Annotated in this window: 21 protein-coding genes and 2 pseudogenes; 17 read left to right on the forward strand and 6 right to left on the reverse strand. The window is 56.0% G+C overall.

All coding sequences use genetic code 11. The annotated features are described in order from the left end of the window. Positions 1-36: 36 nt before the first annotated feature. Complete coding sequence (locus PFH44_RS07385) at positions 37-1,161, reverse strand: aryl-sulfate sulfotransferase (protein WP_283824683.1); 1,125 nt, start codon at positions 1,159-1,161, stop codon at positions 37-39. A 202-nt stretch (positions 1,162-1,363) separates the two neighbouring features. Between PFH44_RS07385 and PFH44_RS07390 the strand changes: the two genes are divergently transcribed. After that, positions 1,364-2,374, forward strand: coding sequence for a LacI family DNA-binding transcriptional regulator (locus tag PFH44_RS07390; protein WP_283824684.1), 1,011 nt, complete (start codon positions 1,364-1,366; stop codon positions 2,372-2,374). Between the two features lie 48 nt (positions 2,375-2,422). Here the strand turns inward: PFH44_RS07390 and PFH44_RS07395 are convergent, their stop codons facing one another. Further along, the gene (locus PFH44_RS07395; protein ID WP_045855371.1) at positions 2,423-3,526 is read right to left on the reverse strand and encodes an NADH:flavin oxidoreductase/NADH oxidase; all 1,104 of its coding nucleotides are present in this window, start codon (positions 3,524-3,526) and stop codon (positions 2,423-2,425) included. Positions 3,527-3,834: 308 nt separating this feature from the next. Here PFH44_RS07395 and PFH44_RS07400 point away from each other — a divergent pair, with 308 nt between their 5' ends. Beyond that, a complete protein-coding gene (locus PFH44_RS07400) occupies positions 3,835-5,676 on the forward strand; it encodes a TonB-dependent receptor domain-containing protein (protein ID WP_283824685.1) in 1,842 nt (613 codons plus the stop codon). On the opposite strand, the gene PFH44_RS07405 is transcribed toward PFH44_RS07400, so the two are convergent. Together PFH44_RS07405 and PFH44_RS07410 are read right to left on the reverse strand one after the other, a co-directional pair. Beyond that, positions 5,666-6,994 (reverse strand): ATP-binding protein, encoded by a 1,329-nt coding sequence (locus PFH44_RS07405; RefSeq protein WP_283824686.1) that lies wholly within the window; start codon positions 6,992-6,994, stop codon positions 5,666-5,668. The two genes, PFH44_RS07400 and PFH44_RS07405, sit on opposite strands and share 11 nt — an antisense overlap. A 23-nt stretch (positions 6,995-7,017) precedes the next feature. Continuing rightward, positions 7,018-7,770 (reverse strand): response regulator transcription factor, encoded by a 753-nt coding sequence (locus PFH44_RS07410; RefSeq protein WP_283824687.1) that lies wholly within the window; start codon positions 7,768-7,770, stop codon positions 7,018-7,020. A gap of 481 nt (positions 7,771-8,251) precedes the next feature. Here PFH44_RS07410 and nifH point away from each other — a divergent pair, with 481 nt between their 5' ends. From nifH to PFH44_RS07455, 9 genes and pseudogenes are all read left to right on the forward strand, one after another. After that, the gene (nifH, locus tag PFH44_RS07415; protein WP_044347205.1) at positions 8,252-9,079 is read left to right on the forward strand and encodes a nitrogenase iron protein; all 828 of its coding nucleotides are present in this window, start codon (positions 8,252-8,254) and stop codon (positions 9,077-9,079) included. 57 nt (positions 9,080-9,136) lie between these two features. Then, the gene (gene anfD / locus PFH44_RS07420; protein WP_283824690.1) at positions 9,137-10,708 is read left to right on the forward strand and encodes a nitrogenase iron-iron protein, alpha chain; all 1,572 of its coding nucleotides are present in this window, start codon (positions 9,137-9,139) and stop codon (positions 10,706-10,708) included. Then, positions 10,705-11,049, forward strand: a complete 345-nt coding sequence (gene anfG, locus PFH44_RS07425) for a Fe-only nitrogenase subunit delta (protein ID WP_045855374.1) — start codon at positions 10,705-10,707, stop codon at positions 11,047-11,049. The genes anfD and anfG overlap by 4 nt, the downstream gene beginning before the upstream one ends. A gap of 13 nt (positions 11,050-11,062) precedes the next feature. Next, positions 11,063-12,451 carry a Fe-only nitrogenase subunit beta gene (anfK, locus tag PFH44_RS07430; protein ID WP_045855375.1) on the forward strand — a complete coding sequence of 463 codons (1,389 nt, stop codon included), beginning with the start codon at positions 11,063-11,065 and terminating at the stop codon, positions 12,449-12,451. Positions 12,452-12,502: 51 nt separating this feature from the next. Next, complete coding sequence (locus PFH44_RS07435; RefSeq protein ID WP_283824691.1) at positions 12,503-12,922, forward strand: hypothetical protein; 420 nt, start codon at positions 12,503-12,505, stop codon at positions 12,920-12,922. Beyond that, positions 12,922-13,422, forward strand: coding sequence for a pyridoxamine 5'-phosphate oxidase family protein (locus tag PFH44_RS07440; protein ID WP_045855377.1), 501 nt, complete (start codon positions 12,922-12,924; stop codon positions 13,420-13,422). The genes PFH44_RS07435 and PFH44_RS07440 overlap by 1 nt, the downstream gene beginning before the upstream one ends. 13 nt (positions 13,423-13,435) lie before the next feature. Then, positions 13,436-14,044, forward strand: coding sequence for a Fe-only nitrogenase accessory AnfO family protein (locus PFH44_RS07445; RefSeq protein ID WP_283824692.1), 609 nt, complete (start codon positions 13,436-13,438; stop codon positions 14,042-14,044). 202 nt (positions 14,045-14,246) lie between these two features. After that, positions 14,247-15,854, forward strand: a complete 1,608-nt coding sequence (locus PFH44_RS07450; RefSeq protein ID WP_082079070.1) for a sigma-54 interaction domain-containing protein — start codon at positions 14,247-14,249, stop codon at positions 15,852-15,854. 384 nt (positions 15,855-16,238) lie between these two features. Beyond that, positions 16,239-16,652 (forward strand): annotated as a pseudogene (locus tag PFH44_RS07455) (helix-turn-helix domain-containing protein); the annotation flags it as partial. Here the strand turns inward: PFH44_RS07455 and PFH44_RS07460 are convergent. Beyond that, positions 16,652-17,086, reverse strand: a complete 435-nt coding sequence (locus PFH44_RS07460) for a hypothetical protein (protein ID WP_283824693.1) — start codon at positions 17,084-17,086, stop codon at positions 16,652-16,654. The pseudogene PFH44_RS07455 and the gene PFH44_RS07460 sit on opposite strands and share 1 nt — an antisense overlap. Continuing rightward, complete coding sequence (locus PFH44_RS07465; protein WP_283824694.1) at positions 17,086-18,432, reverse strand: LLM class flavin-dependent oxidoreductase; 1,347 nt, start codon at positions 18,430-18,432, stop codon at positions 17,086-17,088. Before PFH44_RS07465 ends, PFH44_RS07460 begins: the two co-directional genes overlap by 1 nt. Positions 18,433-18,665: 233 nt before the next feature. Here PFH44_RS07465 and PFH44_RS07470 point away from each other — a divergent pair, with 233 nt between their 5' ends. The 6 genes and pseudogenes from PFH44_RS07470 to PFH44_RS07490 all read left to right on the forward strand — a co-directional run. Continuing rightward, complete coding sequence (locus tag PFH44_RS07470) at positions 18,666-20,288, forward strand: ABC transporter substrate-binding protein (protein WP_283824695.1); 1,623 nt, start codon at positions 18,666-18,668, stop codon at positions 20,286-20,288. Continuing rightward, a complete protein-coding gene (locus tag PFH44_RS07475) occupies positions 20,285-21,238 on the forward strand; it encodes an ABC transporter permease (protein WP_045858055.1) in 954 nt (317 codons plus the stop codon). Before PFH44_RS07470 ends, PFH44_RS07475 begins: the two co-directional genes overlap by 4 nt. A gap of 2 nt (positions 21,239-21,240) precedes the next feature. Beyond that, complete coding sequence (locus PFH44_RS07480; protein ID WP_227503047.1) at positions 21,241-22,077, forward strand: ABC transporter permease; 837 nt, start codon at positions 21,241-21,243, stop codon at positions 22,075-22,077. Between the two features lie 12 nt (positions 22,078-22,089). After that, positions 22,090-22,863 (forward strand): annotated as a pseudogene (locus PFH44_RS28055) (ABC transporter ATP-binding protein); the annotation flags it as partial. A 15-nt stretch (positions 22,864-22,878) separates the two neighbouring features. After that, the gene (locus PFH44_RS28060; RefSeq protein WP_463671537.1) at positions 22,879-23,730 is read left to right on the forward strand and encodes an ABC transporter ATP-binding protein; all 852 of its coding nucleotides are present in this window, start codon (positions 22,879-22,881) and stop codon (positions 23,728-23,730) included. A gap of 22 nt (positions 23,731-23,752) precedes the next feature. After that, on the forward strand, positions 23,753-25,103 hold a 1,351-nt coding region (locus PFH44_RS07490; protein ID WP_283824697.1), incomplete at its 3' end, for an LLM class flavin-dependent oxidoreductase.

Genomic DNA, 25,103 nt, shown 5'->3' on the forward strand with positions numbered 1-25,103 from the left:
TGAGAAATCCCCGCCGACCGCGCCGGCGAAGAGCGATTATTTCAGCCACGGTACCGCATCGGCGGCGTAGCGGTGCGCGCGGAAGGCGCTGTTTTGCTTACCGGGAATAATCCCCTTGCTGAGATGCTCCGGGTACTCATTGAAGTAAGGAATAATGTATTCCCACACCGTTTCTCCCTGCGGCGTGACTTCAAACAGGCGGCCGAAGGCGGACTCACAGATAAAGGTATTGCCGTTGTCCAGGCGCTGCGCGCTTCCCATGTAGGGTGAGAAAAAGGCCGGCGGGAAAATATCGCGATATTGCCAGCGAATAGCCTGGGTGTGCGGGTCGAACTCCAGCACCGTGGAGTGCGGAGAGGTTACGCCGGGGCGCAGGTTGCCGTTATCGAATACCAGAATCGACCCACTATCCGTCTCGATCGGGGTGTGCTGCTGGGCGACAACGTTCGGACCCGCGTGCCAGGCCACGCTGCCGGTCTCTTTATTGACGGCAATCACTCCGGAAGTAGTGCGCAGGCTCATCAGCACCAGGCCGTCGCGGGTGACCGACAGACCGTTGATCATCGGCCAGTGGCGGCGGTCGAAGATCTCATGGACGGGAAAATCTTCCGGAGCCAGATGCTCCCAGGCGCGCCATTCCCATACCACTTCACCGTCGCGATTGACCTCTTTGACGACATCGCTCTGTATGATGCCGTCCGGCGCATCGCGGCGCGGATCGCCGCCGGTGACGCGGGCGGCGATGTCAGCCGGCAGCGGAGCCGCCGCGGTATACAGCAGGTTACCGTTCGCCAGCCACTGTGCGTCGTGGTGATGGAAGATATCCTCATAATGCCAGACCACTTCGTTATCCGGAGTGACTTCATAAAAATCGCCGCCGTGCCAGAGATCCCAGGCCGGATAGAGGCCGGCCGACGTGCGGTGGCTGCCGTTATAACCGAGGTTACCGTTAGGCAGCAGCACGGCATCGCGTCCCGCCCGCACCGGGAGCTGCCACTGGTGCGCGACTTCTCCCCGCTCATCAACCAGATAGACCCGGCCTTCGGCGGTTTGCGGGGCGAAGAGCGTATAGCCGCCGAAGCTTTTCTCCATGTTGGCGAGGGTCAGCCCGCCCGGACGACGCCCGAGGGTGAAGGTAGGGTCCTGAGATAAGTGCGCCACGTAGCCTCCTTAAGAGATGATTTCCTGGCGATATACGCCATTAAAACGTTTTAATGAAGAAACATTAGATAGGAATGCTCGACAGAGAGCTACGGTAAACGGCCACTTTTTTAATATGATTTTGTTATGTAATAGTGCCGAAATTCATACCCTGGAAATGTGCTACCCTGAGCGTAAAATCTCGGGAGGAACCGCCAGCCAGATGACTGCTCAAGATAAAAAACGCGCCAGGCTCATTGACGTTGCACGCCTTGCCGGCGTATCGCCCGGCACCGTGTCTAATGCGTTGCATCACACCCGTTTTGTCGAACCTGAGACCCGGCAGCGCATTGAGGAAGCTATTCAGGCGCTGAACTACACGCCGAATATTCGCGCCCGCCAGCTGCGTACCGGGAAAACCAACACCATTGCGCTTCTTTCTTCCTTGCCGCTGACCATCGCTTCCGGAGCCTCAAAGCTGGGTTTTATGATGGAGGTCGCGCTGACGGCGGCGATTATCGCGCTGGAGAAGCAGCATGCGCTGATTCTGGTCCCGCCCGGGAAGAACCCGCTGGACATGGTGACCTTTGATGCCGCCATTTTGCTGGAGCCCGCCGAAAACGATCCGCAGCTGCGGGCTCTGCAGCAGGCGGGGATCCCCTGTATTACCATCGGCCGCACGCCGGGAACGCCGACGCCGGTACCCTGGGTGGATCTGCATTCGGCGGCGACGGCGAAACTGCTGCTGAGCCACCTGCAGGCAGAAGGCGCCGATTGTTGCGCGCTCCTCGTCGGCCATACGCCGCGGACTTCCGCGCTGGAAACCGAGGCCGCCTATCGCCTCTGGTGCGAAGGGCGGCAGGCTCCGGTTATCTATTACCTTGATGAGCAGGAAGGGGAAGCGGCTGGCTATCAGGCGGCGAGTCAGATGTTGCAGGAGCATCCCGAAGTCAATGGCGTGCTGGTCGTGGTTGATACCTTTGCCAGCGGCGCCGTGCGCGCCTTTCACGATGCGTCGATCGCCATGCCGCAGCGGATGCGCTTAGCCACGCGCTATGACGGCATTCGCGCCCGGGAATCCCAGCCGCCGCTGACGGCGGTGAACATGCACCTCGACGAGGTCGCTCGTCAGGCCGTCACGCTGTTGTTTGAAGTGCTGGCCGGCCATCACGTGAGCGGCAGCCGCGGACAGAGGCCGGAACTGGTGGTCAGAGCCTCGAGCAGAGCATCCTAAGCCGCCGTGCCCTGAAACGGGCCGGGGGCCTACGCAAGGCGTGCCTGTTCAGGACTTGAACAAGTTCTTCAGCGTATGGGGTTGACAGCGAAGGTACTGATTAGGCACATGAACCTGAGCACCAAGCGCTGCCGCAGCATGCCACGGCCATCTTGGATTATAGAGCGCGCCACGGGCAATCGCGATGATATCGGCATCCCCGCTTGCGACGATAGATTCCGCATGCTCCGGTTCGGTAATGAGCCCTACCGCCACAACGGGGATACCCACTGCGGCTTTAACCGCTCGTGCCAGCGGAACCTGATAACCGGGATAAACATCAATTTGCTGGTCGGGGTGCAGGCCACCGCTGGAGACATGTATGGCATCGACGCCATGTGCTTCCAGCATTTTAGAAAACGCCACGGCTTCCTCGAGGCTAAATCCGCCGTCGAACCAGTCGGTGGCGGAAATACGCACGCTGATTGCTTTATCTGCAGGGAATGCCTCGCGCACCGCATCGACTATTTCCAGCGGAAATCTGGCTCTGTTTTCCAGCGAGCCGCCGTAATTATCCGTTCTGTGGTTAGACAGCGGTGATAAAAACTGATGCAGCAGGTAGCCATGCGCAGCGTGGATCTGAATAAGATCAATATTAAGTCTTGCCGCACGTTTTGCGGCTTCAGCAAACTGGCGGCGAATTTCGGCCAGGCCGCTGTTGTCGAGGGCGGTAGGGATCGTATAGCCGTCACTATAAGGTACTGCGGAGGGCGCTAAGGTTTGCCAGCCGCCTTGCCGATCGGGCGGTATTTGACCGTGTTTATCCCAGGGTTTGTAAGTTGACGCTTTTCGGCCCGCATGCGCCAGTTGAATAGCAACGGGAATCGGTGACCATTTGCGAATAGCGGTGAGCACCTGAGCCATCGCTTGCTCAGTTTTATCATCATAGAGCCCGACATCAGCATAGGTAATTCGCCCCTCAGGCGAGACGGCTGCCGCTTCAATGGTGAGCAGGCCGGCACCTGATTGCGCCAGTTGACCCAGATGGAGCGTATGCCAGTCATTCATACAGCCATCTTCAGCGGAATACTGACACATGGGGGCGATGACAATACGGTTTTCAAGTTCAAGATTACGGATACGTAACGGTGTAAACAGCTTCGGGTTAGACATATATGTCGCTCCAGATTGGTCCTGGTAATGTAGCAATTGTATGCACGAATACTTCTCAACATAACGCATAGCTATCTGTAAATGAACCTCCAGCTTATGCGCGGTATGCGCGCGCCGTCTTTGCTCCAAAGGTTGCTTATCTGTCTTACTTTGTCCAATTTTGACAAATGCGGATGATTACTATTAGCGTTTTTTACCCAGGGCGTTAATCAATCATGTGCAACTCAATCATTAAATTTAAACGGACTGAATTAGCCAGTCTGATCCTGCTATTTACCTCAGCGGCCAACGCAGCAGAGACAGAGACGATGGTGGTCACCGCATCCGGATTTGAACAGCGGCTGGAAGATGCCCCTGCGTCGGTGACCGTGATTTCAGGCGACGACCTCCGCAAGCGTTCTATCCAAAACCTGGCGGATGCCGTTCGCGATGTTGAAGGTGTCGCCGTCATCGGCGGCGCCAATGAAAATGATATCTCCATTCGCGGCATGCCGGGAGACTACACGCTCATCCTTGTTGACGGAAAGCGCCAGAGCGGTCGCGACTCCCGGGTGAACGGCAACGCCGGTTATGAACAGAGTTTTATCCCGCCGGCTGCCGCCATCGAACGTATTGAAGTGATCCGCGGACCAATGTCATCGCTTTACGGCTCAGATGCGATTGGCGGAGTTATCAATATCATCACCCGTAAGGTCAGTAAGCAGTGGGGCGGGTCGCTCTCCTGGGACTATGCTGCTCGTCAGCATGACGACCAGGGTAATGCGGCAAACACGCAGTTTTACCTGGCAGGTCCCCTGGTTGATGACAAGCTGGGCCTACAGCTATGGGGGCGCTATCTGGATCGTCAGGCCGATGATGATGTGCAGAACACCAATGGCTTTAGCAAAGCCGACCATAGGGACGTAACCGGGAGGCTGTCATTCGCGCCTACCGATAATCAGGAGCTGCAGCTTGAAGGCGGCGTCAGTCGCCTGAAAAACGGTGACGGCGAGAGCGCAAACTGGGCGACGCGTGAACAAAAAAACAACCGCGATCACTGGTCTGTCAGCTACGACGGCCGCTGGGACTGGGGAACATCGACGGTTTCTTTTGCTCAGGAAAAGACCAGCCGGGAAGGATTAGCCAGCCCTTCACAAAGTGACGTTTACGGGCGTAAACCCACCATCAAAAATAGCGTGCTGGATGCAAAACTGATCGTGCCAACCATGTACCATACCGCCACGCTGGGGGGCCAGTGGCAGGAAAACGAGCTAAAAGACTGGAACCAGGGAGATGGTACGCGCCAGGATCATCGCTATAGCGTGGTGCAACGAGCGCTGTTCATCGAGGACGAATGGCGGCTCGCTGAGGCGTTCTCACTCACCGGTGGTTTACGCCTTGATAATCACGAACAGTACGGCAATCACTACAGCCCGCGCGTATATGGCGTTTGGTACGTCAGCGATGAGTGGACTCTGAAAGGCGGCGTCGCGCGAGGCTTTAAGGCCCCGGAAATTCGCGCGGTGATTGACGATTACGCGGTACTGCGCCGCAATACCTGGGCCATGCTCGGTAATCCCAATCTGAAGCCTGAAACCAGTACTAATTACGAGCTTTCCGCGATGTGGTCGAATCGGGACGATCTTTCAGCCAGCGCTACGCTCTTCTACAACGACTTCCAGGACAAGCTTTCCACGCTAACGACGGATCGACGCTGGAACGGTTATATCGTGATGGAGCGTATCAATATTGATAAAGCGATCATCAGAGGCGCGGAATTGACCGGCAGCTGGAAGATAACGCCTGAGCTATCGTTCAAAGCTAACTATACCTTCCTGGATTCAGAGCAGAAAAGCGGCAGCAATAAGGGGGCGCCGCTGGCTTTAACGGCTAAGCATAAAGCCAGCCTGCGCAGCGAATGGGATTACACGGGAGCAACCCAGTTTTGGGCAGCGGCTAACTATTATGGTAAAGAGTACGGCACCTCCGTTAACGCTGAACCGGCGCCCGATTACCTGACGGCAGATGTCGGCGTGTCGCATCAGCTTAGCCGGAATCTGGCCCTCAACGGGGCTATTTACAACATTGGCGATAAGCGTCTGAACGATGAAACCTACGGTACGGTCAACTACGGCCGAACCTTCTGGGGGGGAGTGACGCTCAGCTTCTGATCGCTCCAGGCAGCAAAATCGTTGCACACAGGCCGGCGGGCGAGCGATTCTTCAGGCTCAGCTCGCCGCCGTGGGCATGGACGCAGGCACGGGCAATCGATAAACCTAAACCCAGCCCGCCGCCAAAATGGCGTCGGGCGGTGCGATTATCATTCAAGCGAACGAAGGGTTCGAAGACCTGCTCAAGCTGTTTCTCCGGGATACCCGGACCGCTGTCCAGAACATCGATCCTTACCATGTTGCTCTCCGCTGTGAGTCTGACGGATGCCTCGCCTGCATAGCTCAATGCGTTCTCAATAAGATTGCTGAGTACCCGTTTTATCGCCAGCGGTCGGCAAGTGATCGTAATCCCGTCCTCTCCCTGCCAGGTGACTGACTCGCCTTTTTGGCCGTAACGATGCGTCAGATCGCTCAGTAACTTGCTCAGGTCGCAGCGACGGCTCTTCTCCTGCGGCGTTTCATCGCGGATAAAGTTCAGCGTTTCACTGACCATATTCTGCAGTTCAGTGAGACTTTCCAGCATGTCATCGCGAGCCTCTCCGGCTTCCATGAGTTCTATCTGCAGGCGCAGTTCCGTCAGCGGCGTGTTGAAGTCGTGGCTCATGGAGGCCAGCATACGGGTCTTGCCTTCCAGATGCCGGGCAAGACGCTGCTGCATCAGATTAAAGCTGCCCGTCAGGTCTTTCGATTCCCGCGGGCCAACCAGCGGTAGACTGCCGGTCCAGTCTCCCCGACTCAGGGCATCAGCGGCGGCGGCAAGCCGCTGAATCGGCCTGACAACGCGGTGGGTAAAGTAAAGACTCAGCAGGATCAGCGGAACCGTCATGATTATCAGCGACAGGGAGAGCAGCTGTATCCATGCATAGGCCGGATCAAGCGGCTGTATGCCGTTTAGATAGGTCCCGTCAGGCAAAGAGAGGGTCGAACGGAGCCTTAAAGGCTCGCTATTCTCCGTACTAAAAAGATGCCAGCGCGCCGGCCCGCCGTTGGAGCGCTCGAGCTGAAACGTCACCTGCACGTCCGGCGAAAATCCCTTTAACTTCAAAACAGCGTCACGCAGGCGCCGCTCTTCACGCCGCATAGGGAAGGGCGTCACTTCAGCGCGATCGGCAATCCAGAACCTGGCGCCGTCCTGACGAAGAACAGGTAATGGAGAGCCTGGAGCCAGTTGGCTGGCAAGATAGGCCAGCTCAATACGTTCTACAGCCAGATTACGCGTGGCAGGAGAGAGCAAATTACCGATCAGCTGAAGGCCGCCCACCGCGAGCAGATTGGCAATCACAATTGCGGAAACCATCAGCAAACCAAGCTGACTCATCATTCTCTGCGGCAGCAGGCGTTTTAGCTGAGACATTCGTTATGCGCCTCAACCTGCGAAACCAGACGGTAACCCTCTCCCCATACCGTATCCAGCAGCACAACGCCTGGAAGCAGCAGCTGCAGGCGGTTTCGTAAACGGCTGACCTGTCGATCGATTGCCCGGTCAAAAACCTCATTTCCGGGGGTTATGCAGCGATCCATCAGCACTTCACGGCTGAGTACACTACCCGGGCTGGTGAGAAAAGCGGTCAGAAGCCTGGCCTCCACAGTACTCAGCTTCTGCGTTATCCCCTGTGGATTGGTGACCGTGCGGTTGGCCGACCTGTAGATCAACCCGGAAAAACTCATCGCCCGATCGGGCAGTTGGTGAGCCGAATGCTGTGGCCCATCCGTTCTCCCTGTGCGCCTCAGCACGGTATGGATACGGGCAAGCAGCTCACGCGGCTCGAATGGCTTTACCACGTAATCATCGGCCCCCATCTCCAGCCCACTGACGCGGTCATCAAGGGTGTCTTTCGCCGTAAGCAGGATAACGGGCGTTTTGTATTTGCGCTGAATCTGCTGGCAAAGCAGCATGCCGTCACCGTCAGGCAGCATGACATCCAGAACGATCAGGTTAAAGGTGTTGGTACGCAGCATCGACCACATTGAGGTGGCGTTATCAGCCGTGATGACATTGAGGCGCTGACGCCTCAGCCATGCAGCAAGCGGCTCGCGAATTTTTCGGTGATCGTCGACAACTAACACTTTGACAGAAAGAGAAAAACTATCCATTAAGACTGCCTGTTAAGACCTGGCGAAGGGAATAATAACTCCACAATGTAATGAGAATAATTGTTATTTTCAATAACCATGTTGATAGCGAAATTCCCGCTTCACCCAACGTCCATACGCGTCTTTCCCGGGATTTATCCCGAGGAGAGAGGGTGACATGGCATTTCAAGAACATCTGCGCCTGAGTCAAAGCCAACGGCCGCAATCAAGCCATGAGCCGGGCGCGGGAAATGAAGCCGGGCCCGTCCGTCTCTACAATTTGGTACTGCATTAACGCGAATAGTTCCGCCCGGAACGGTTACTGTTGAGTGAGATAAGAATAATATCCCATGTTGATATCTTTTGAATGGAATAAAAGGCAATTAACTCATCTGGTTAGGTGAGAGTTTTTCTTTTTTCCTGAAAGAGAATCAGTCTGGCAATGATTTTGCAATTTATAAAAAGCAAAACAACAACCACCGCTTCCTTTAGGAGAGAAAATATGACTCGTAAGCTTGCTATTTATGGTAAGGGGGGGATTGGTAAATCCACCACGACACAAAACACCGCTGCCGCGCTCGCCTATTTTCATGCGAAAAAGGTATTTATTCACGGCTGCGATCCAAAAGCCGACTCAACACGTCTTATTCTTGGTGGTAAACCGCAGGAAACCTTAATGGATATCCTTCGCGACCAGGGAGCAGAGAAAATAACCAACGAAATGGTGGTCAAAACCGGTTGTTTTGATATTCGCTGCGTTGAGTCCGGCGGCCCTGAACCTGGCGTTGGTTGCGCCGGGCGCGGGGTTATTACGGCGATTGATCTCATGGAGGATAATAAGGCCTATACCGATGACCTTGACTTTATTTTCTTCGACGTGCTGGGGGATGTGGTCTGCGGTGGCTTTGCGATGCCAATTCGTGATGGCAAGGCACAGGAGGTTTATATTGTCGCCTCCGGCGAGATGATGGCGATTTATGCGGCCAACAACATTTGCAAAGGACTGGTGAAATACGCCAAACAGAGCGGTGTTCGTCTGGGAGGGATTATCTGCAACAGCCGTAACGTTGACGGGGAGCGAGATTTCCTTGAAGAGTTTACGGCAGCCATTGGCACCAAAATGATTCATTTTGTGCCGCGCGATAATATCGTGCAGAAAGCGGAATTCAATAAAAAGACCGTAACGGAATTTGATCCTGAAGCGAATCAGGCGCAGGAGTATCGCGAACTGGGGCGCAAAATAATTGAAAATGAAGACTTCGTGATCCCCCGACCTTTGACAATGGATCAGCTGGAAAAAATGGTGGTTAAATACGGTATGATGGATTAATCCTCGCCGCTATTAACTTTCTGTCAACAGCCGAATTTCCCGGATAGGGGAGGTATTATGCCTTACCATGAGTTTGAGTGCAGTAAATGCATTCCTGAGCGCAAACAGCATGCCGTAGTCAAAGGCCCGGATGAGGATATTACATCCGCGCTACCGTTGGGATATTTAAATACTATTCCGGGCACTATCTCTGAACGCGGATGTGCTTATTGTGGAGCCAAGCATGTTATTGGCACCCCGATGAAAGATGTTATACACATCAGCCATGGTCCTGTGGGATGCACCTATGATACATGGCAAACCAAACGCTATATTAGCGACAACGATAACTTCCAGCTTAAATACACGTTTGCAACCGACATGAAAGAGAAACATATTGTTTTTGGTGCGGAGAAGGTGCTCAAAAACAATATTATTGAAGCCTTTAATGCGCATCCGACGATTAAGCGGATGACCATCTATCAGACCTGCGCCTCAGCCCTGATTGGTGACGATATCGCGGCTATTGCGCAGGAGGTTATGGATGAGCGCCCGGATGTTGATATTTTCGTCTGTAACTCGCCGGGATTTGCCGGTCCCAGTCAGTCAGGTGGGCATCACAAAATCAATATTGCCTGGGTTAACCAGAAGGTGGGCACCGTCGAGCCGGTGATAACCAGCGATTACGTTATTAACTATGTGGGCGAATACAACATCCAGGGTGACCAGGAAGTGATGGTGGATTTCTTCCGGCGGATGGGGATCCAGGTGCTCTCTACTTTTACCGGCAACGGTTCGTATGACGACCTGCGCGCGATGCATAAAGCGCATCTCAACGTGTTGGAGTGCGCCCGTTCGGCGGAGTATATCTGCAATGAGCTGCGTGTGCGCTACGGCATTCCGCGCCTGGACATTGACGGTTTCGGCTTCGGACCTCTGTCCGACTCATTGCGTAAGATTGGCCTCTTTTTTGGTATCGAAGATCGCGCCCAGGCGATTATTGATGAAGAAGTGGCGCGCTGGAAACCCGAGCTGGACTGGTATCGGGAGCGGCTGAAAGGCAAGAAAGTCTGCCTCTGGCCGGGGGGATCTAAGCTCTGGCACTGGGCGCACGTGATCCATGAAGAGATGGGCATGGAGGTGGTATCGCTTTATACCAAATTCGGCCATCAGGGCGATATGGAAAAGGGGATTGCGCGTTGTGAAGCCGGGGCGCTCGCCATCGACGACCCTAATGAACTGGAGTCGCTGGAGGCGATGTACACCCTGAAACCGGACGTTATTTTTACCGGTAAACGCCCCGGCGAGGTGGCGAAGAAAATTCGCGTGCCGTATCTCAACGCCCATGCTTACCACAATGGCCCCTATAAAGGTTTTGAAGGCTGGGTGCGTTTCGCGCGTGATATCTACAACGCGATTTACTCGCCTGTCCATCAGTTGGCCAAACTCGACATCAGCCAGGACGTTATCCCAACAGCTCAGGGCTTTGCCACGGCGCGCATGCTCTCTGATGCCAGCCTGAGCGAAGAGATACGCAACAGCCCCGATCTGCGTGAATACACCGGCAGCTACGACAGCGTGACGAAGCTGCGCGAGCGCAAATACCCGGACTTCGCTGCGCAGGCTTCCGATCGACAGGAGGCCGTATGACCCAGGATGAACAAATCGAGCAGATGGTGGATTACATCATGAAGCACTGCCTGTGGCAGTTTCACTCTCGTAACTGGGATCGGGAAAAACAGAACGCTGGCGTACTGGGAAAAACCCGCGAACTGCTGTGCGGCGAACCCGTTACCCTGGATACCCCTGCCGACCGCTGCTACTGGGCTGACGCAATGGTGCTGGCGGAGGCATGGCGTACGCGCTTTACGTGGCTGACTTCGATGAGTGTCGATGCCATCGCCGAACTGATGGATGCGCTGCATCAGCGCCTGAACTATCTGACTATTACCGGTTCACTCAACGCCGAGCTGACCGATAAGCGTTATTAAGAGGGGGTTGATCATGTCTTGTGAACTGAAAGCGAAAGATCGTACCGGGGTAATCAATCCCATTTTTACCTGTCAGCCTGCGGGCGCGCAGTATGTCAGTATTGGCATTAAAGACTGTATCGGCATTGTCCATGGGGGACAGGGCTGCGTGATGTTTGTCCGTTTGTTGATTTCCCAGCATCTGAAGGAGAGCTTCGAGATTGCCTCGTCGTCGGTTCATGAAGATGGTGCGGTATTTGGCGCGCTTGACCGGGTTGAACAGGCGGTGGATGTGCTGCTGATGCGCTATCCCCACGTTAAGGTTATCCCGATTATCACGACCTGTTCCACGGAGGTTATCGGGGACGATGTGGACGGCGTCGTGCGTAAGCTCAACGATGGCCTGCTGCAGGAGAAATACGCCGGCCGGGAAGTGCATCTTATCCCCATCCATACGCCGAGCTTTGTCGGCAGTATGATCAGCGGCTATGACCTTGCCGTGCGCGATATGGTGAAATATTTTGCCCGCAAAAGCGCACCGAGCGGCAAGCTGAATTTGATAACCGGATGGGTCAATCCGGGGGACGTTACGGCCCTTAAGCATCTGCTGGCGGAGATGGAGATCGACGCGACGGTATTGTTTGAAATCGAAGCGTTCGATTCGCCGCTGATGCCTTCCGGGAACCATGTGTCCCACGGCAACACTACGATTGCCGATCTGGTTGGTACCGCTAACGCAACCGCCACCCTTGCGCTCAACCGCTATGAAGGGGCAAAAGCGGCCCGCTATCTGGAGGAGACCTTCGACGTGCCCGCGCTGATTGGCCCGACGCCGATTGGCATTCGAAACACCGATACTTTTTTGCAAAACCTCAAAAACCTGACCGGCAAACCCGTTCCGCCATCGCTGGTGCGCGAGCGCGGTATCGCCCTCGATGCTCTGACCGACCTGGTGCATATGTTTCTCGCCGACAAAAGGGTGGCGATTTACGGCAACCCGGACCTGGTCGTAGGGCTGGCGGAATTCTGTCTCGACCTTGAAATGAAACCGATGCTGCTGCTGCTCGGCGACGATAACGCCGGCTACGGCAACGACCCGCGTATCCAGGCGCTGCAGCAGCAGGTGGATTACAAGATGGAGATTGTCACTAACGCTGACCTCTGGGAGATGGAGAAACGTATTACGGATGGATCTCTGGCGTTGGATTTGATCCTCGGGCATTCAAAAGGACGCTTTACCGCCATCGACAACCAGATCCCGATGGTCAGAGTCGGCTTCCCCACCTACGACCGCGCCGGCCATTATCGTCATCCGGTTGTGGGCTATGCAGGAGCCATCTGGCTCGCGGAACAGATGGCCAATGCGCTGTTTACCGATATGGAATACAAGAAAAATAAAGAGTGGATCCTCAACGTCTGGTAGTCGCCGCAGTCAACGCCGGGGGAACCCGGCTTTTTTTCCTGGAGAATATCTATGTCGACGTTACTGTTTGAAAGCGACGACCAGCGTTTTACCCGCTGCTATGAACACGCCTGCGGCTATCATCATCGGGCGCGACTGCTGGTGGATCAGACCCGTTCATCAAGCCTGGTGTTCAACGTCGGGGCCATTGCGGTGGAGTGTTATCTCATCGCGCTCTGCGCCCTGTATGGCGATATGCCGCTCAACCACAACTACCGCAGCCTGCTGCGCACTATTGAAGAACACCTTGAGATCGACGACGCGCTACGCCAGAACATTCTGTCACTGGATGCCATTTTCGGCATCTGCTCCGTTGACGACTATCACCATGGCACCCCTGACGAGAGCGACGGAGCACGCATTCTGGTGCTTTGCGACGAGCTGGATGCGTTAATCAAGGCCGGGCAGGTAACGCTCGAGGAGAAATCGTGATGGATACCACCTCATTCATGCCCGGACATCCGCACGGTGAAATGCGTCGGGATGAACGCGAGATAACAGACCTGGCAGAAATTGACGCCATTCTGACCCATGAGAGGGTGATGTATATCGCGTTATCCTGCGAAGACGTACCGTTTTTGCTGCCGGTTTTCTACGTATGGGATGGCTCATCGCTCTATTTTCACTCTGCCCGTGCTGGCAGCAAAATTGAGATTATGAAGAAAAATCGGGCAATCTGCTTTGCTATCTCCCAGTTCAGCGGGGTGATGGAAGACCCTCTGGCCTGCAATTATGAAGCGCGGCACCGCACGGTGATTGGCCTGGGGAAAACGTATTTCGTTCAGGATGATGCGGAAAAAATTGCCATGCTCCATCAGCTGATGGCGCGTTTTAGTCCGAAATCCTTCACCTTTCCGGCGGCGAACCTGACGGCGACGCAGGTTATCCGCATCGACATAACGTCGATGAAAGGTAAGCAGCACGGTTTTTAATGGGGAGAATGCCATGAAGATCGCCGTATTTGTTGATGAACAAGGCGTAACGGCCCCGCTGGGGCAGTCCGGTTATGTCAACGTTTTTACCCGCGAAGAGGGCCAGTGGCAGAGCTGTCAGCGTATCCCGTATGCTCTTTCACCGACGCTGACGCTTAGCCAAATTCGTCAGCGTACGCTGTCGATGCTGGCTGAACTGCCGCACTGTCAGCATTTTGTGGCCAGCGAGATCCACGGCGCACCGCTGGTTTGGCTTGACGGCATGGGGCTAACCATGTGGAAAACAAGCGGCAGGCCAGAGGACTTTCTGGATCGTATCGTCGCGAAGATCTCGCCCGTGTCTGAAACTGTCGCCGCTCTTCCACAGGTATTCATCATGCCAACCGAGAGTGAAGGGGCGTTTCGCGTGGATTTGATGGCGGCACTGCAGAGCGGTGGCGGGGCGCATACCTCGAAGGAGCTGCTGATGCCGTTCTTCGAGCAGCGAACGTTTAGTTCGCTGGAGATCCTCTGCGACCATCTGCCAAAGTGGTTTTCCAGGCTGGATCCTGCGCGTTTTGTCTGGCGAGTCACGCCATGCGGCGATGGAACGCTCAGCGTCATTGTGGAGCCTGTACGCTAATGTACGAAAGACAACAGTAATGTACCTTGCGGAACACGCGCTCTCCCGTGGCGCGAATTTTTCTAAAAAAGATTAAATAAATTCAATGGATTATGGTGGAGACGTTTCAGGTCGTGCTGGCGTTGATTTTGCATCAGCGAATGCAGACGGTTTAACGCCGCGCGCTCGCGAGTCTGGGAGTCTATTTATCGGGAGAAACGTGATGCACTGTGAGAAAAGAGCTTTTAGCCAGACCGACACGACGCCTTCACCTCTCACGGAGCCGCTGTCGTTCAGCTGCCGTTTGGGGGAGTGCCGTTCTGAACTGATGCCGTTACTCTCGGAGGTCAGTAAAGTGGTCAGCGCAGAGGGTAAACTTTCGCGTACCCTGAAGCTGGTGCTGGAGCTGATGCAAAAACATATGCAGGTGATCCGCGCCATGATCACCCTCTATGATGCCAGCTGCGATCAAATCTTTATTCATGAAAGCTACGGCCTGTCGGCAGAAGAGGTGGAAAAAGGCGTCTATGCGCCAGGGGAAGGTATTACAGGACGCGTTATTGAGACGCGACAGCCTATTGTGGTACCACATATTGCCGACGATCCCTTATTTCTTAACCGTACCGGAAGTTGGGATAAGCAGCGCGACGGACAGCACTCGTTTATCTGCGTGCCGATTATCCGTGGATTAAAAGTGATGGGCACCATCGGCATTGAGCGCGTTTACAATAACGTTCAGCTGCGCTTTTTAGATCTGGAGGTGCTGCGGGTCATTGCGGCCATTATTGCCCAGGCGGTGGAACTCCATCTGCTGGAGCGAGCGCACAAAAAAGTGCTGCGTGCACAGAGTGCGGCCGTCAGTCAAAGTACAGAAAAGTACAAGCCTGCCAATATTATCGGCAATTCCCGCGCTATGCAGGCGGTATACCAGCTGATTGATAAAGTCAGCCACGCGCGCACTACCGTGCTGATCCTCGGAGAGAGCGGGGTTGGCAAAGAGCGGGTTGCGACTGCGATTCACCAGAATAGCCACTGTTCGGCAGGTCCCTTCATAAAATTCAACTGTGCGTCATTGCCGGAGAGCGTGATTGAAAGCGAGCTTTTTGGCCATGAGAAAGGGGCGTTTACCGGCGCAATTTCCCGCAGAGCGGGGCGTTTTGAAGAGGCAGATGGCGGGACGATTTTTCTTGATGAGGTCGGCGAACTCTCTCTTTCGGCGCAATCTAAACTGCTGCGCGTGATACAGGAACGCAGCTTTGAACGAGTGGGAAGTAACGATACGCTGCAGGTTAACGTGCGGATCCTCGCCGCCACCCATCGGGATCTTAGCCAGATGGTTGAGAACGGGACATTTCGTGAAGACCTCTATTATCGCCTGAACGTCTTTCCGGTCACAATTCCGCCTCTGCGCGAACGCGGGAACGATATTTTTATTCTTGCCGATCACTTTAATGCCTGGTTTGCCCGCGAGCAGAGGGTTGAGGTGCCAACTATCGATACGCCTGCGCTGAATATGCTGCTCAACTACGACTGGCCGGGCAACGTGCGGGAACTGGAAAACGTAATGGAAAGAGCCGTACTGCTGGCAGATGAAGGTATCATTCATGCCTGGCATCTTCCGCTATCGCTACAGCCAGTTATTGAGCATCTGGCAGAGCAGGATGGTCTGGAGGCGCGACTTTCGCGGGTCGAATATGATCTGATTGTTGAAGCGCTGGGCATGTTTCAGGGAAATATCTCTCGCGCCGCCGCGCATCTGAATATGACGCGCCGGGCGCTGGGGTTAAGGCTGGAAAAATACCGTTTGAACTACAAACAGTTTCGGGGGTAAGGCTGGATCACTTGATGAACTAAAAGAGATTGCATTTCCCACAGGTATTTTCTGACAGCTTAATGACTTCAATTGATCAACGAGTACACAATAAAGAAGAGGTTCTGCCTGTGCTTAGCAGCGCATTGTGGTGTTATGTGTACTTAGCGCCTAATGTCTGAAACAGGGCAAGCTCAGAAATCACTATCATACTGATTTCATGAGAGAGGAGTTGGGCTTATGAGTTATCTGGTTGGATATGCAATTTAACATAATATACATTATGCGCACCAAAGATGTAGCTGCAATATTCTAATGTCACTTTTAACCCATTTAGTGATGTCACTTTTTCTGGCATAAAGGATCCAATCCTCAGGCTATGGAGACATCAGGATGCTTGTGACCATGTCAGATAAAGAGCTCAGCCGGATCAACGTCATTCAGTCAGTTGTCGAAAAGCGTATGCGCCGTCGTGATGCTGCGCACCAACTTGCTCTGACCGAACGTCAGACGCAGCGTCTGATGAACCGCTTTCTTGAATCAGGTGCCGCTGGCCTGGCAAACCTTCGCCGTGGACGCTCTGGTAATCACAGACTCCCTGAGTCACTGAAGCTGCGTGTACTTTCTTTACTTCACGATCACTACAGCGACTTTGGACCAACGCTTGCCGCAGAAAAATTACGCGAACGTCACAACATCACGGTATCTGTTGAAACGCTCAGAAAATGGATGACGGCTGATGGACTCTGGGTTCCATATTCACGTCGAAGACCCCGCGTTCATCAACCCAGATACCGACGTGACTGCCTCGGAGAACTTTATACGTGCCTACTAAACGATATACTTTTGGCAGGTGCAATTACGTAGCTAAAAATTAATTCATCTCTATCATCAGCATGCCTATCACGATAGAGAACTCGTTCTATTTTTACTGCTAAATAATATCCATTTTTATTTTGCAATACAGCCAATTCCCCTTCCTTCAACGAAGTGGAACTATCTTCATTGTAAAACGAGTTACATTCGGCATTATTAATTTGTTCAATTTCAGTGATTCCAATTGGAATACGCAAAGAATGAATGCTTTCTTGTCTATTGTATATCCATATACTTCCTTTGCTGCATCTGGACCAAGATAGCTCGAAAGCCATATCTCCAGCACCAACCCAGAATTTTCCGTTGTTCAACGTAGGGTTGAATGTAACAGTATTCGTTAAGGCAGGACTAACAAAGCTCTCTGGAATATCAAACACTATAGGTTCAACTGCCACAGGTTGCCGATTAAAAGGATTAATAGCCGCTGACGCAGCGTCAGTGTCTCAGTTGGGTTCCCTAACAGGCCTCGCTGTTTCAGCTCCGGGATCACCCAGCGGGCAAAATCCTCAAAACAGCCTGGAGAAAGCCACTGCGCAAGATTAATGCCATCGGTATCGCTCTCTTGCAGCCACTGCGCCAACTGCCCGGCAACGCTGGCACCGCTGCCGATAAAGGTCTTCTGCCGCCCTAGCCCCCGCTCAGGATGAAATACTTCGCGCAGCGTGCGGCTCGGTTGTCCATCCTCGCCGGCGACCATTTTCAGCAGCGAGCGGTTAGAGTTGGTCTGCTGCCATGCCAGCGGCGCATCCAGCGAATGGCCGGAAAGATCGACGCCGGTGCTGGCGCCATAGTGAATCAACGCGCCCTGTAAATCATAGCGCGCGCGTCGTTCTGAATAGCGCTGCTGCGCTTCACTCTCTGTCTCTGCGGTAATGACCGTTACCGCGCTGATAAACTTAATTGCCCCCGGCGAGCGGCCAAACTCCGCCGCCCGCGACTTAATGGCCGTGACCTGTCGACGGACGCCGCTGGCGTCCAGCCCGGCGACAAACACCACCTCCGCATGACGAGCAGCAAAATCAATGCCGCGTGGCGAGCCCCCGGCCTGAAAAATGACCGGCGTCCGCTGCGGGCTGGGTTCAGATAGGTGGGCATCTGGCACCGCAAACCAGCGCCCCTGATGGCGGATTGGGTGGACTTTGGCGGGGTCGGTATAAAGCCCCTCCCTCTTATCACGCTTCAGCGCCGCCCGCTCCCAGGAGTGCTGCCACAATTTGTAGCTAACGGTCAGAAACTCGTCGGCACGCTCGTAGCGTTCGTCATGATCGATCTGCTTTTCCAGTCCGAGATTGCGCGCCGCGCTCTCCAACTGTGAGGTCACGACGTTCCAGGCAATACGCCCATTGGTTAGGTGATCGAGCGTGGTAAATTTTCGCGCCAGCAGGTAAGGCTGCTCATAGGTAGTGGAGACGGTGATACCGAACCCCAGCCGCTTTGTCTGTGCTGCCATGGCGGAGACCAGCAGCAGCGGATCGATAAGCGGAGACTGGATGCCTTGCTTAAGCGAGGCCGCCGGGCTGCCCTGCCAGCTGTCAATCAGCCCCAGCGCATCGGCAATAAACAGGCAGTCAAAATCGTTCTCTTCCAGCAGCTTCGCCAGACCTACCCAGTACTCAATATCGGTATAACGATGGCTTTGGTCCTGCGGGTCGCGCCACATGCCGTAGTTAATATGTGAAACTGCCGCCATCGTAAACCCGCTGAGAATAATGTTATTGCGCATGTCATTTACCGAAATAAAAAGAACTGACAATAAATAAAACCAGTTTTATCGACAATTATTAAATCCGGCAAACCAAAGTCTAAAACCGCAAATTAAAAAAATAGAATATAAAATCACAAATGCGCATTTATGCTCTTTTTTTTCCAGTGCTAACATCGCCTTCAGACCTGATGGAAAGACAAAAAATTCAGGCAAATATTACAAAAACCTGCATTCAAAACTTGGACATCGCTATGAAAAACAATAACTTTCCATCCGGGATATCATTATCTCGTCGTAAGCTATTACAGCTTACGGCCATTTCCACCACATTATTAGTGGGATTAGGGCTGCCCGGTTTGTCCTTTGCCGAGGAGAGCGATGAGAAATCTCGTTATGGCAAAGTTTTAATTATTGGTCAGGCTCTGGAACCGACGATTTACGATCCTAACCGACAGTATTCTTATGAAACCTACCGGGTTGATAAACATATTTACGAGTCGTTGGTCGCGGAAGATCTCTCCGTACCCGCAGCGCAGGGCACCCCGCCGATCGTACCCGGACTGGCGACCCGCTGGGAAGTCAATGATGATGCAACCGTGTTTACCTTTCATCTCCGCGAAGGGGTCAAGTTCCATGACGGCACGCCATTTGACGCCGAAGCGGTGCGTTTTAACGTGCGCCGTTATACCGATCCACAGTTTGAATACTATGACGCCCGCTCACAGGCCACCATGGCGCAGGTCTATCACGATCTGAAAGCAATTGAGGTCATTGATCCGCTCACCGTCCGCTACACCTTCAACCAGCCTTTCCCTGATTTCCTGCGTTTCTTGCCGCAGGGCAACTGGGTTTCCGGTATTTTCAGTCCGCAGGCGCTGAGAAAATGGGGTCAGGACGGGCTGGCGGAGCACCCTACCGGCACCGGCCCGTACCGCTTTGTGCTGCGGGTACGCAACGACCGCACCGAGCTGGTTCGCAACGACGACTGGTGGGGCAAAAAGCCGTATATGGAAAGGCTGATCTTCCGTCCCATTCTCGACGGCAGCACTGGCGTCAGCGCGCTGCAATCAGGCCAGGTGGATATCCTGTCACGTACCCCGACCGACGCGGTAGATCTGCTCTCACAAAGCGGCTATACGGTGCACGACAGCACAGAGGCCAACCAGCTGTTCCTCGGCTGGAACTTTGCCAACAAATATACCAGCCAGCTGGCGGTCCGTCAGGCGGTGATTAAGGCCATCAACCGCGAAGAGCTGGTGAAATCGCTGCTCAACGGCCACGCGGTGGCGAGCTACAGCATACTCAACCGTTCTAATGAAGCTTTTCTGGCCGAGCAGAAAGACTATGTCTACGACCCGGAAGGGGCGAAAAAGCTGCTGGCTGATGCGGGCTACCAGCCCGGCGAAGTGAGCTTCACCATCATCACTTACGACCAGAACCAGCCGGTTATCGAGTGGATCCAGCGCGATCTCAGCAAGGTCGGCATTACCGTGAAGGTCGTGTCGCAGGAGTGGATCACCTACAGCTCGCATCTGGCCAACCTCGCCGATGACACCGGGCTGTTCACCATGGAGTGGGGGCTGATTAGCCCGCAGTGGCTGAACGTGGCGTGGAAAAACTACGTGGTTTCGCGGGGCAAAGGCGAAAAGGTGATTACCGGCGTCGCGCCGCTGATTGCCGAGGCCAGCGTAACCATCGACCGCCAGAAAGCGTTGACGCTGTGGCGCCAGGTCAACCAGCAGTTCCAGCAGCAGGCGGCGTTCGTCCCGCTGCTGGAGCTGAACCGCGTGTTTACCACCTCGCCTGCCGTCCAGGGCTTTAACGTACCGGCGCAGAACTTCTACGACCTGACCCGCGTGTGGCTGAAATCATGATACGCATCGTACTGCTTCGGCTGGCGCAGGCCGTCCCGCTGCTGTTTCTGATCTCGCTGCTGGTATTCCTGATTGCTAAGCTGGTACCCGGCGACCCGATCGCCAACGCGCTGGCCGGGCAGCTCTCCGCCGAAGCTATCGAACAGATCCGTCACGTCTACGGGCTGGATAAACCGGCGGCGGTCCAGTACCTGCTGTGGCTGAAAAATCTGTTCAGCGGTGACTGGGGAACTTCGCTGACCCTGCGCGCGCCGGTAGTAGAGGTGCTGAGTAGCGCCTTCGCCAATACCGCCATCCTTACCGGCGCCGCGGTGCTGATGTGCCTGATCCCCGGCGTGGCGGTCGGCGTGGCGTGCGGCCTGTGGCAGAACACCCGCCGTGACCGTCTGGTGATGCTGTTGGTGCAGCTCGGCCACAACGTCCCCATCTTTTGGCTGGCGGTGTTTTTCATCTGGCTGTTCGCCGTCAAGCTGCGCTGGTTTCCGGTCTCCGGCATGTACGACATGCGCGGCGATCGCGGACTCGGCGATCTTCTGCACCATCTGTTTTTACCGGCGCTTTCGACGGCGCTGATCTCAATGCTGATCCTCGCCCGTCAGGTGCGTAACAGCGTAATTGGCATCATGAATGCCGACTACATCCGCACCTACCGTGCGCTGGGCTATCCCACCGCGCTGCTGCTATGGCGGCACCTCGGACGCAATCTTCTGGCGCCAATTGTCAGCATTACCGGGCTGCAAATCGGCTACCTGCTGAGCGGCGTCATTTTTATCGAGAAAATTTTCGCCTGGCCCGGCATTGGCACCCAGCTGTACAACGCCGCGGCGGGCCAGGACTACCCCACTATTCAGACCGGGGTAATGCTGATTGCCGCTTGCTTCCTCGCCGTCAACCTGCTCAGCGACATCCTGCAGGATTGGCTCGACCCGCGCCACCAGGGAGCCCGCTAATTATGACCATGACCCTGTTCCTGCGCCGGCTCTCCCGACACGGGCTGGCACTGTTCGGCCTGTTTATTTTGCTCACCGCGCTGCTGGTCTCTCTGCTGGCTCCGTGGCTTTCGCCATACGACCCGCTCGCTTCCTTTGACGGCCTGCGCCTGGCGCCGCCTGGAACGCCGGGTCATATACTCGGCCTGGATAATCAGGGGCGCGACGTCCTGAGCCGAATCATCTGGGGCGGGCGTAGCCTGCTTACGGCTTCGGTGCTGCCGATTATCTTCGCCGCGCTGGTTAGCCTCGCGCTCGGCATGCTGGCAGGTTTTCGCGCCTCGGCCTTTTCCGAACTGATTATGCGCAGTATGGACATGCTGTTCGCCTTCCCGATGGTGCTGTTGGCCATCGGCCTCTCAGCGGTGCTGGGCAGCGGCTATCCGACGCTCATCATCACCCTGATTTGCAGCGTTATCCCCTACCTCACCCGCGTGGTCTATCGGGATACTCGCGCCGAGGCGGCGAAAGAGTACGTCGAGGCGCTACGCGCCCAGGGGGCGTCGACCGTCGACATTCTGTTCCGTGAAATCCTGCCCAACGTGGCGACGCCGCTGCTGGTTTACACCACCTCGTTGCTCGGCGGCATGGTGGTATTTCTGGCCGGCCTCAGCTTCCTCGGCCTCGGCGTACAGCCGCCGCAGGCGGACTGGGGACGAATGGTTGGCGAAGGCGCACAGATGATGATCCTCGGTGCGCCGCACGTCGCTACCGCCCCGGCCCTTGCGATCGTGCTGCTGTCGTTGGCTTTTAACTGGCTGGGGGACGGCTTGCGCGATCTCCTTGACCCTTACCAATAAGGAGCGACAGCCATGAGCCTGCTGCAGATTACCCACCTTAACGTGCTTTTTCACCGCCAGAACGTGCAGGCGGTGGACGATGTCTCCCTGACCGTTGCTCCCGGAGAAGTGCTGGCACTTGCGGGCGAATCCGGTTCCGGAAAAAGCGTCACCGCCGCCGCCATTCTCGGCCTGCTGCCTGCGGGCCAGGCGACGGTCAACGGCAGCATCGTTTTTGACGGCCAGCCCTTGCTGCACCAATCCACCGCGCGGCTTAATCGTCTGCGCGGACACGATATTGCGATGGTGTTTCAGAACTCGCTTTCCACGCTCGACCCGTCATGGCGAGTGGGCAAGCAGCTGCAGCACAACCTGCGCCGACTGCATCCGGCGCTGGGGCGGCGCGCTCTGCGTGACGAGGCGCTGACGTGGCTTACCCGGATGAAAATCCGTCAGCCGGAGCAGGTGATGGCGCTCTATCCGCACCAGCTTTCCGGCGGCATGCGCCAGCGTATCCTGATTGCCCTCGCCGCCATGTGCCGCCCGCGGCTGCTGATTGCCGATGAGCCCACCACCGCGCTGGACGCCACCGTGCAGCGCGAGGTGCTCCAGTTGCTCAAAGAGCTGTGCCAGCAGCAGCAGATGGCGCTGCTGATCATTACGCACGATTTCGGCGTGGTGGCCGCGTTAAGCGACCGCGTCGCAGTTATGCAGCACGGGCGCATCGTTGAGCAAGGGTCAACGGCCGACCTTATCGCCGCGCCGCAGCACCCGTATACCCAATCGCTGCTGGCGGCGGTACCGTGGCCGAACACCACGCCGGTGGCCGAATACCGCGACGAAGACGCGCCGCTGCTGCAAACCAGCGGATTGGGAAAAGATTTCTGGCGCCGGGAGACGCGGGGCTGGTGGCCGAAAAAGGTGACCGTTACGGCGGTTAACGACGTCAGCCTGACCGTTCAGCGCGGCGAAATTGTCGGCATTATCGGCGAGTCCGGGTCCGGAAAGTCCACCCTGGCGCGGCTGCTGGCGCAGCTGATCCCTGACGATCGCGGCGAAATGCGCTTTGCCGGCGCGCTGGTGAGCAACAAGGATAGGGACAGCATTACCGCCCTGCGTTGTCAGCTTCAGTGCGTCTTTCAGGACAGCCTGGCCTCATTCAACCCGCGTCTGACGCTGGAAGAGCAGCTGGTTCGCCCGCAGTTTCGCCTTGGCACGGTCGCACAGCGGTCGCAGGCGGTGGCGCGCGCCAGGTCCCTGTTTAGCGAAGTTGGGCTGGACGCCGCGCTGCTGCAGCGCTATCCGCACCAGCTCTCCGGCGGTCAGCGCCAGCGCGCCAATATTGCCCGCGCCCTGGCGGTGAATCCCCGCTTTCTGCTGCTCGACGAACCTACCTCCGCGCTGGATCTCACGGTACAGGCGCAGGTAATGGCGCTGCTCACGCGCATGCATCGCCAGCACGCCCTGACCTGCCTGTTTATCAGCCACAACCTGGCCCTGGTCGCGCAGTTTTGCCAACGCATTGTGGTGATGGCCCGCGGCCAGATAGTGGACGATTTCCCGCGCCACGCGCTGTACGCCGCGGATCGTCATCCGATCACCCGGCAGCTGCTGGCCGCCAGCTACCTGCTGCCAACGGGCGCGTCGGACGCGGCGTTAAAACGTTTTGCCTGACCCATTTTAATAAGGACACACCATGCCAACCGCAAAAAAACAGCTGTTATTCAACGGCTTTATGATGAACGTCGTCGGCCATGTCTCCGCAGGACTGTGGCGGCACCCCGATGACCGAGCCAGCGAATACACGACTCTCGACTACTGGCTGCACATTGCGCGCCTGCTCGACGAGGCCGGTTTTGACGCTATGTTTATCGCCGACGCGCTGGGGCAGATAGACGTCTACCAGGGCAAACCCGATGCCGCGCTGCGTACCGCCGCGCAGTCGCCGGTCAACGATCCGCTGCTGCTGGTCTCGGCGATGGCCGCCGCCACCCGCCAGTTGGGGTTTGGCATCACCGTTTCAACCACCTACGAACATCCGTATCTGCTGGCGCGCAAGTTCACCACGCTCGACCACCTGACTAAGGGGCGAGTGGCGTGGAACATCGTGACGTCGGTGCTGGAGTCCGCCGCGCGTAACCTTGGGCTGGAAAAACAGATGGACCACGACGAACGCTACGAGCGTGCGCAGGAGTTCCTTGAAGTGACCTACAAGCTGTGGGAAGGCTCGTGGGAAGACGATGCGGTACGCCGTGACCGCGAGGCGGGCGTCTATACCGACCCCGCCAAAGTTCACCCGATCCGCCATCAGGGGCGCTGGTTTACGGTGCCGGACGCGCACCTCTCTGAACCCAGCCCGCAGCGCACGCCGGTGCTGTTCCAGGCAGGCACCTCGGACCGGGGTCGTCTGTTTGCCGCACAGAATGCCGAAGTGGTGTTCCTCGGCGGTACTACGCCGCAGTCAATCGCGCAGAATATCGACAAAATTCGCATCCTGGCGCATGAACAGGGGCGCGGCGCCGAGGCAATTCGCTTTATTACCGCCATCAGCGTGGTGGTCGATGAGGACGATGCCAGGGCACACGCCAAATTCCAGGACTACCTCAACTACACCAGTCAGGAAGCGGCGCTGGCGCTGTTCTCTGCCTGGACGGGAGTGGACTGGTCCGGCTGGTCCCTGGACGAGCCGCTCAAATATATCGAAACCAACGCCAGCCGCTCGGCGCTAGCCGGGCTGACGCGCATTGACGCTGAGCGCCAGTGGACGGTGGGCGATATCAGTAATTACATCGGCATCGGCGGCATTCACCCGACGCTGGTGGGTAGTCCGCAGAGCGTCGCAGACCAGCTGGAAGCCTTTGCCGACGCCTCCGGGGTTGATGGCTTCAACCTCGCCTACGCCATCAGCCCCGGCAGTTTCGAAGATTTTGTCCGCTGGGTGGTGCCGGAGCTTCAGGCGCGGGGGCGCATGCGTCGGGCGGACGGTACGTCACTCACCCTACGCGAACGCCTGCAGGGTCGCGGGCAGCAGCGGCTGCGCGACGATC

The sequence above is a fragment of the Klebsiella sp. Ech2A genome (assembly GCF_030078455.1).
Taxonomy (GTDB): Bacteria; Pseudomonadota; Gammaproteobacteria; order Enterobacterales; family Enterobacteriaceae; genus Klebsiella; species Klebsiella terrigena.

Bases quoted from the DNA above. Each gene is read 5' to 3' on its own strand.
- PFH44_RS07390 (WP_283824684.1), top strand. From the start codon at position 1,364: ATGACTGCTCAAGATAAAAAACGCGCCAGGCTCATTGACGTTGCACGC.
- PFH44_RS07395 (WP_045855371.1), bottom strand. From the start codon at position 3,526: ATGTCTAACCCGAAGCTGTTTACACCGTTACGTATCCGTAATCTTGAA.
- PFH44_RS07400 (WP_283824685.1), top strand. From the start codon at position 3,835: ATGGTGGTCACCGCATCCGGATTTGAACAGCGGCTGGAAGATGCCCCT.
- PFH44_RS07405 (WP_283824686.1), bottom strand. From the start codon at position 6,994: ATGAGTCAGCTTGGTTTGCTGATGGTTTCCGCAATTGTGATTGCCAAT.
- PFH44_RS07410 (WP_283824687.1), bottom strand. From the start codon at position 7,770: ATGGATAGTTTTTCTCTTTCTGTCAAAGTGTTAGTTGTCGACGATCAC.
- nifH (WP_044347205.1), top strand. From the start codon at position 8,252: ATGACTCGTAAGCTTGCTATTTATGGTAAGGGGGGGATTGGTAAATCC.
- anfD (WP_283824690.1), top strand. From the start codon at position 9,137: ATGCCTTACCATGAGTTTGAGTGCAGTAAATGCATTCCTGAGCGCAAA.
- anfG (WP_045855374.1), top strand. From the start codon at position 10,705: ATGACCCAGGATGAACAAATCGAGCAGATGGTGGATTACATCATGAAG.
- anfK (WP_045855375.1), top strand. From the start codon at position 11,063: ATGTCTTGTGAACTGAAAGCGAAAGATCGTACCGGGGTAATCAATCCC.
- PFH44_RS07435 (WP_283824691.1), top strand. From the start codon at position 12,503: ATGTCGACGTTACTGTTTGAAAGCGACGACCAGCGTTTTACCCGCTGC.
- PFH44_RS07440 (WP_045855377.1), top strand. From the start codon at position 12,922: ATGGATACCACCTCATTCATGCCCGGACATCCGCACGGTGAAATGCGT.
- PFH44_RS07445 (WP_283824692.1), top strand. From the start codon at position 13,436: ATGAAGATCGCCGTATTTGTTGATGAACAAGGCGTAACGGCCCCGCTG.
- PFH44_RS07450 (WP_082079070.1), top strand. From the start codon at position 14,247: ATGCACTGTGAGAAAAGAGCTTTTAGCCAGACCGACACGACGCCTTCA.
- PFH44_RS07465 (WP_283824694.1), bottom strand. From the start codon at position 18,432: ATGCGCAATAACATTATTCTCAGCGGGTTTACGATGGCGGCAGTTTCA.
- PFH44_RS07470 (WP_283824695.1), top strand. From the start codon at position 18,666: ATGAAAAACAATAACTTTCCATCCGGGATATCATTATCTCGTCGTAAG.
- PFH44_RS07475 (WP_045858055.1), top strand. From the start codon at position 20,285: ATGATACGCATCGTACTGCTTCGGCTGGCGCAGGCCGTCCCGCTGCTG.
- PFH44_RS07480 (WP_227503047.1), top strand. From the start codon at position 21,241: ATGACCATGACCCTGTTCCTGCGCCGGCTCTCCCGACACGGGCTGGCA.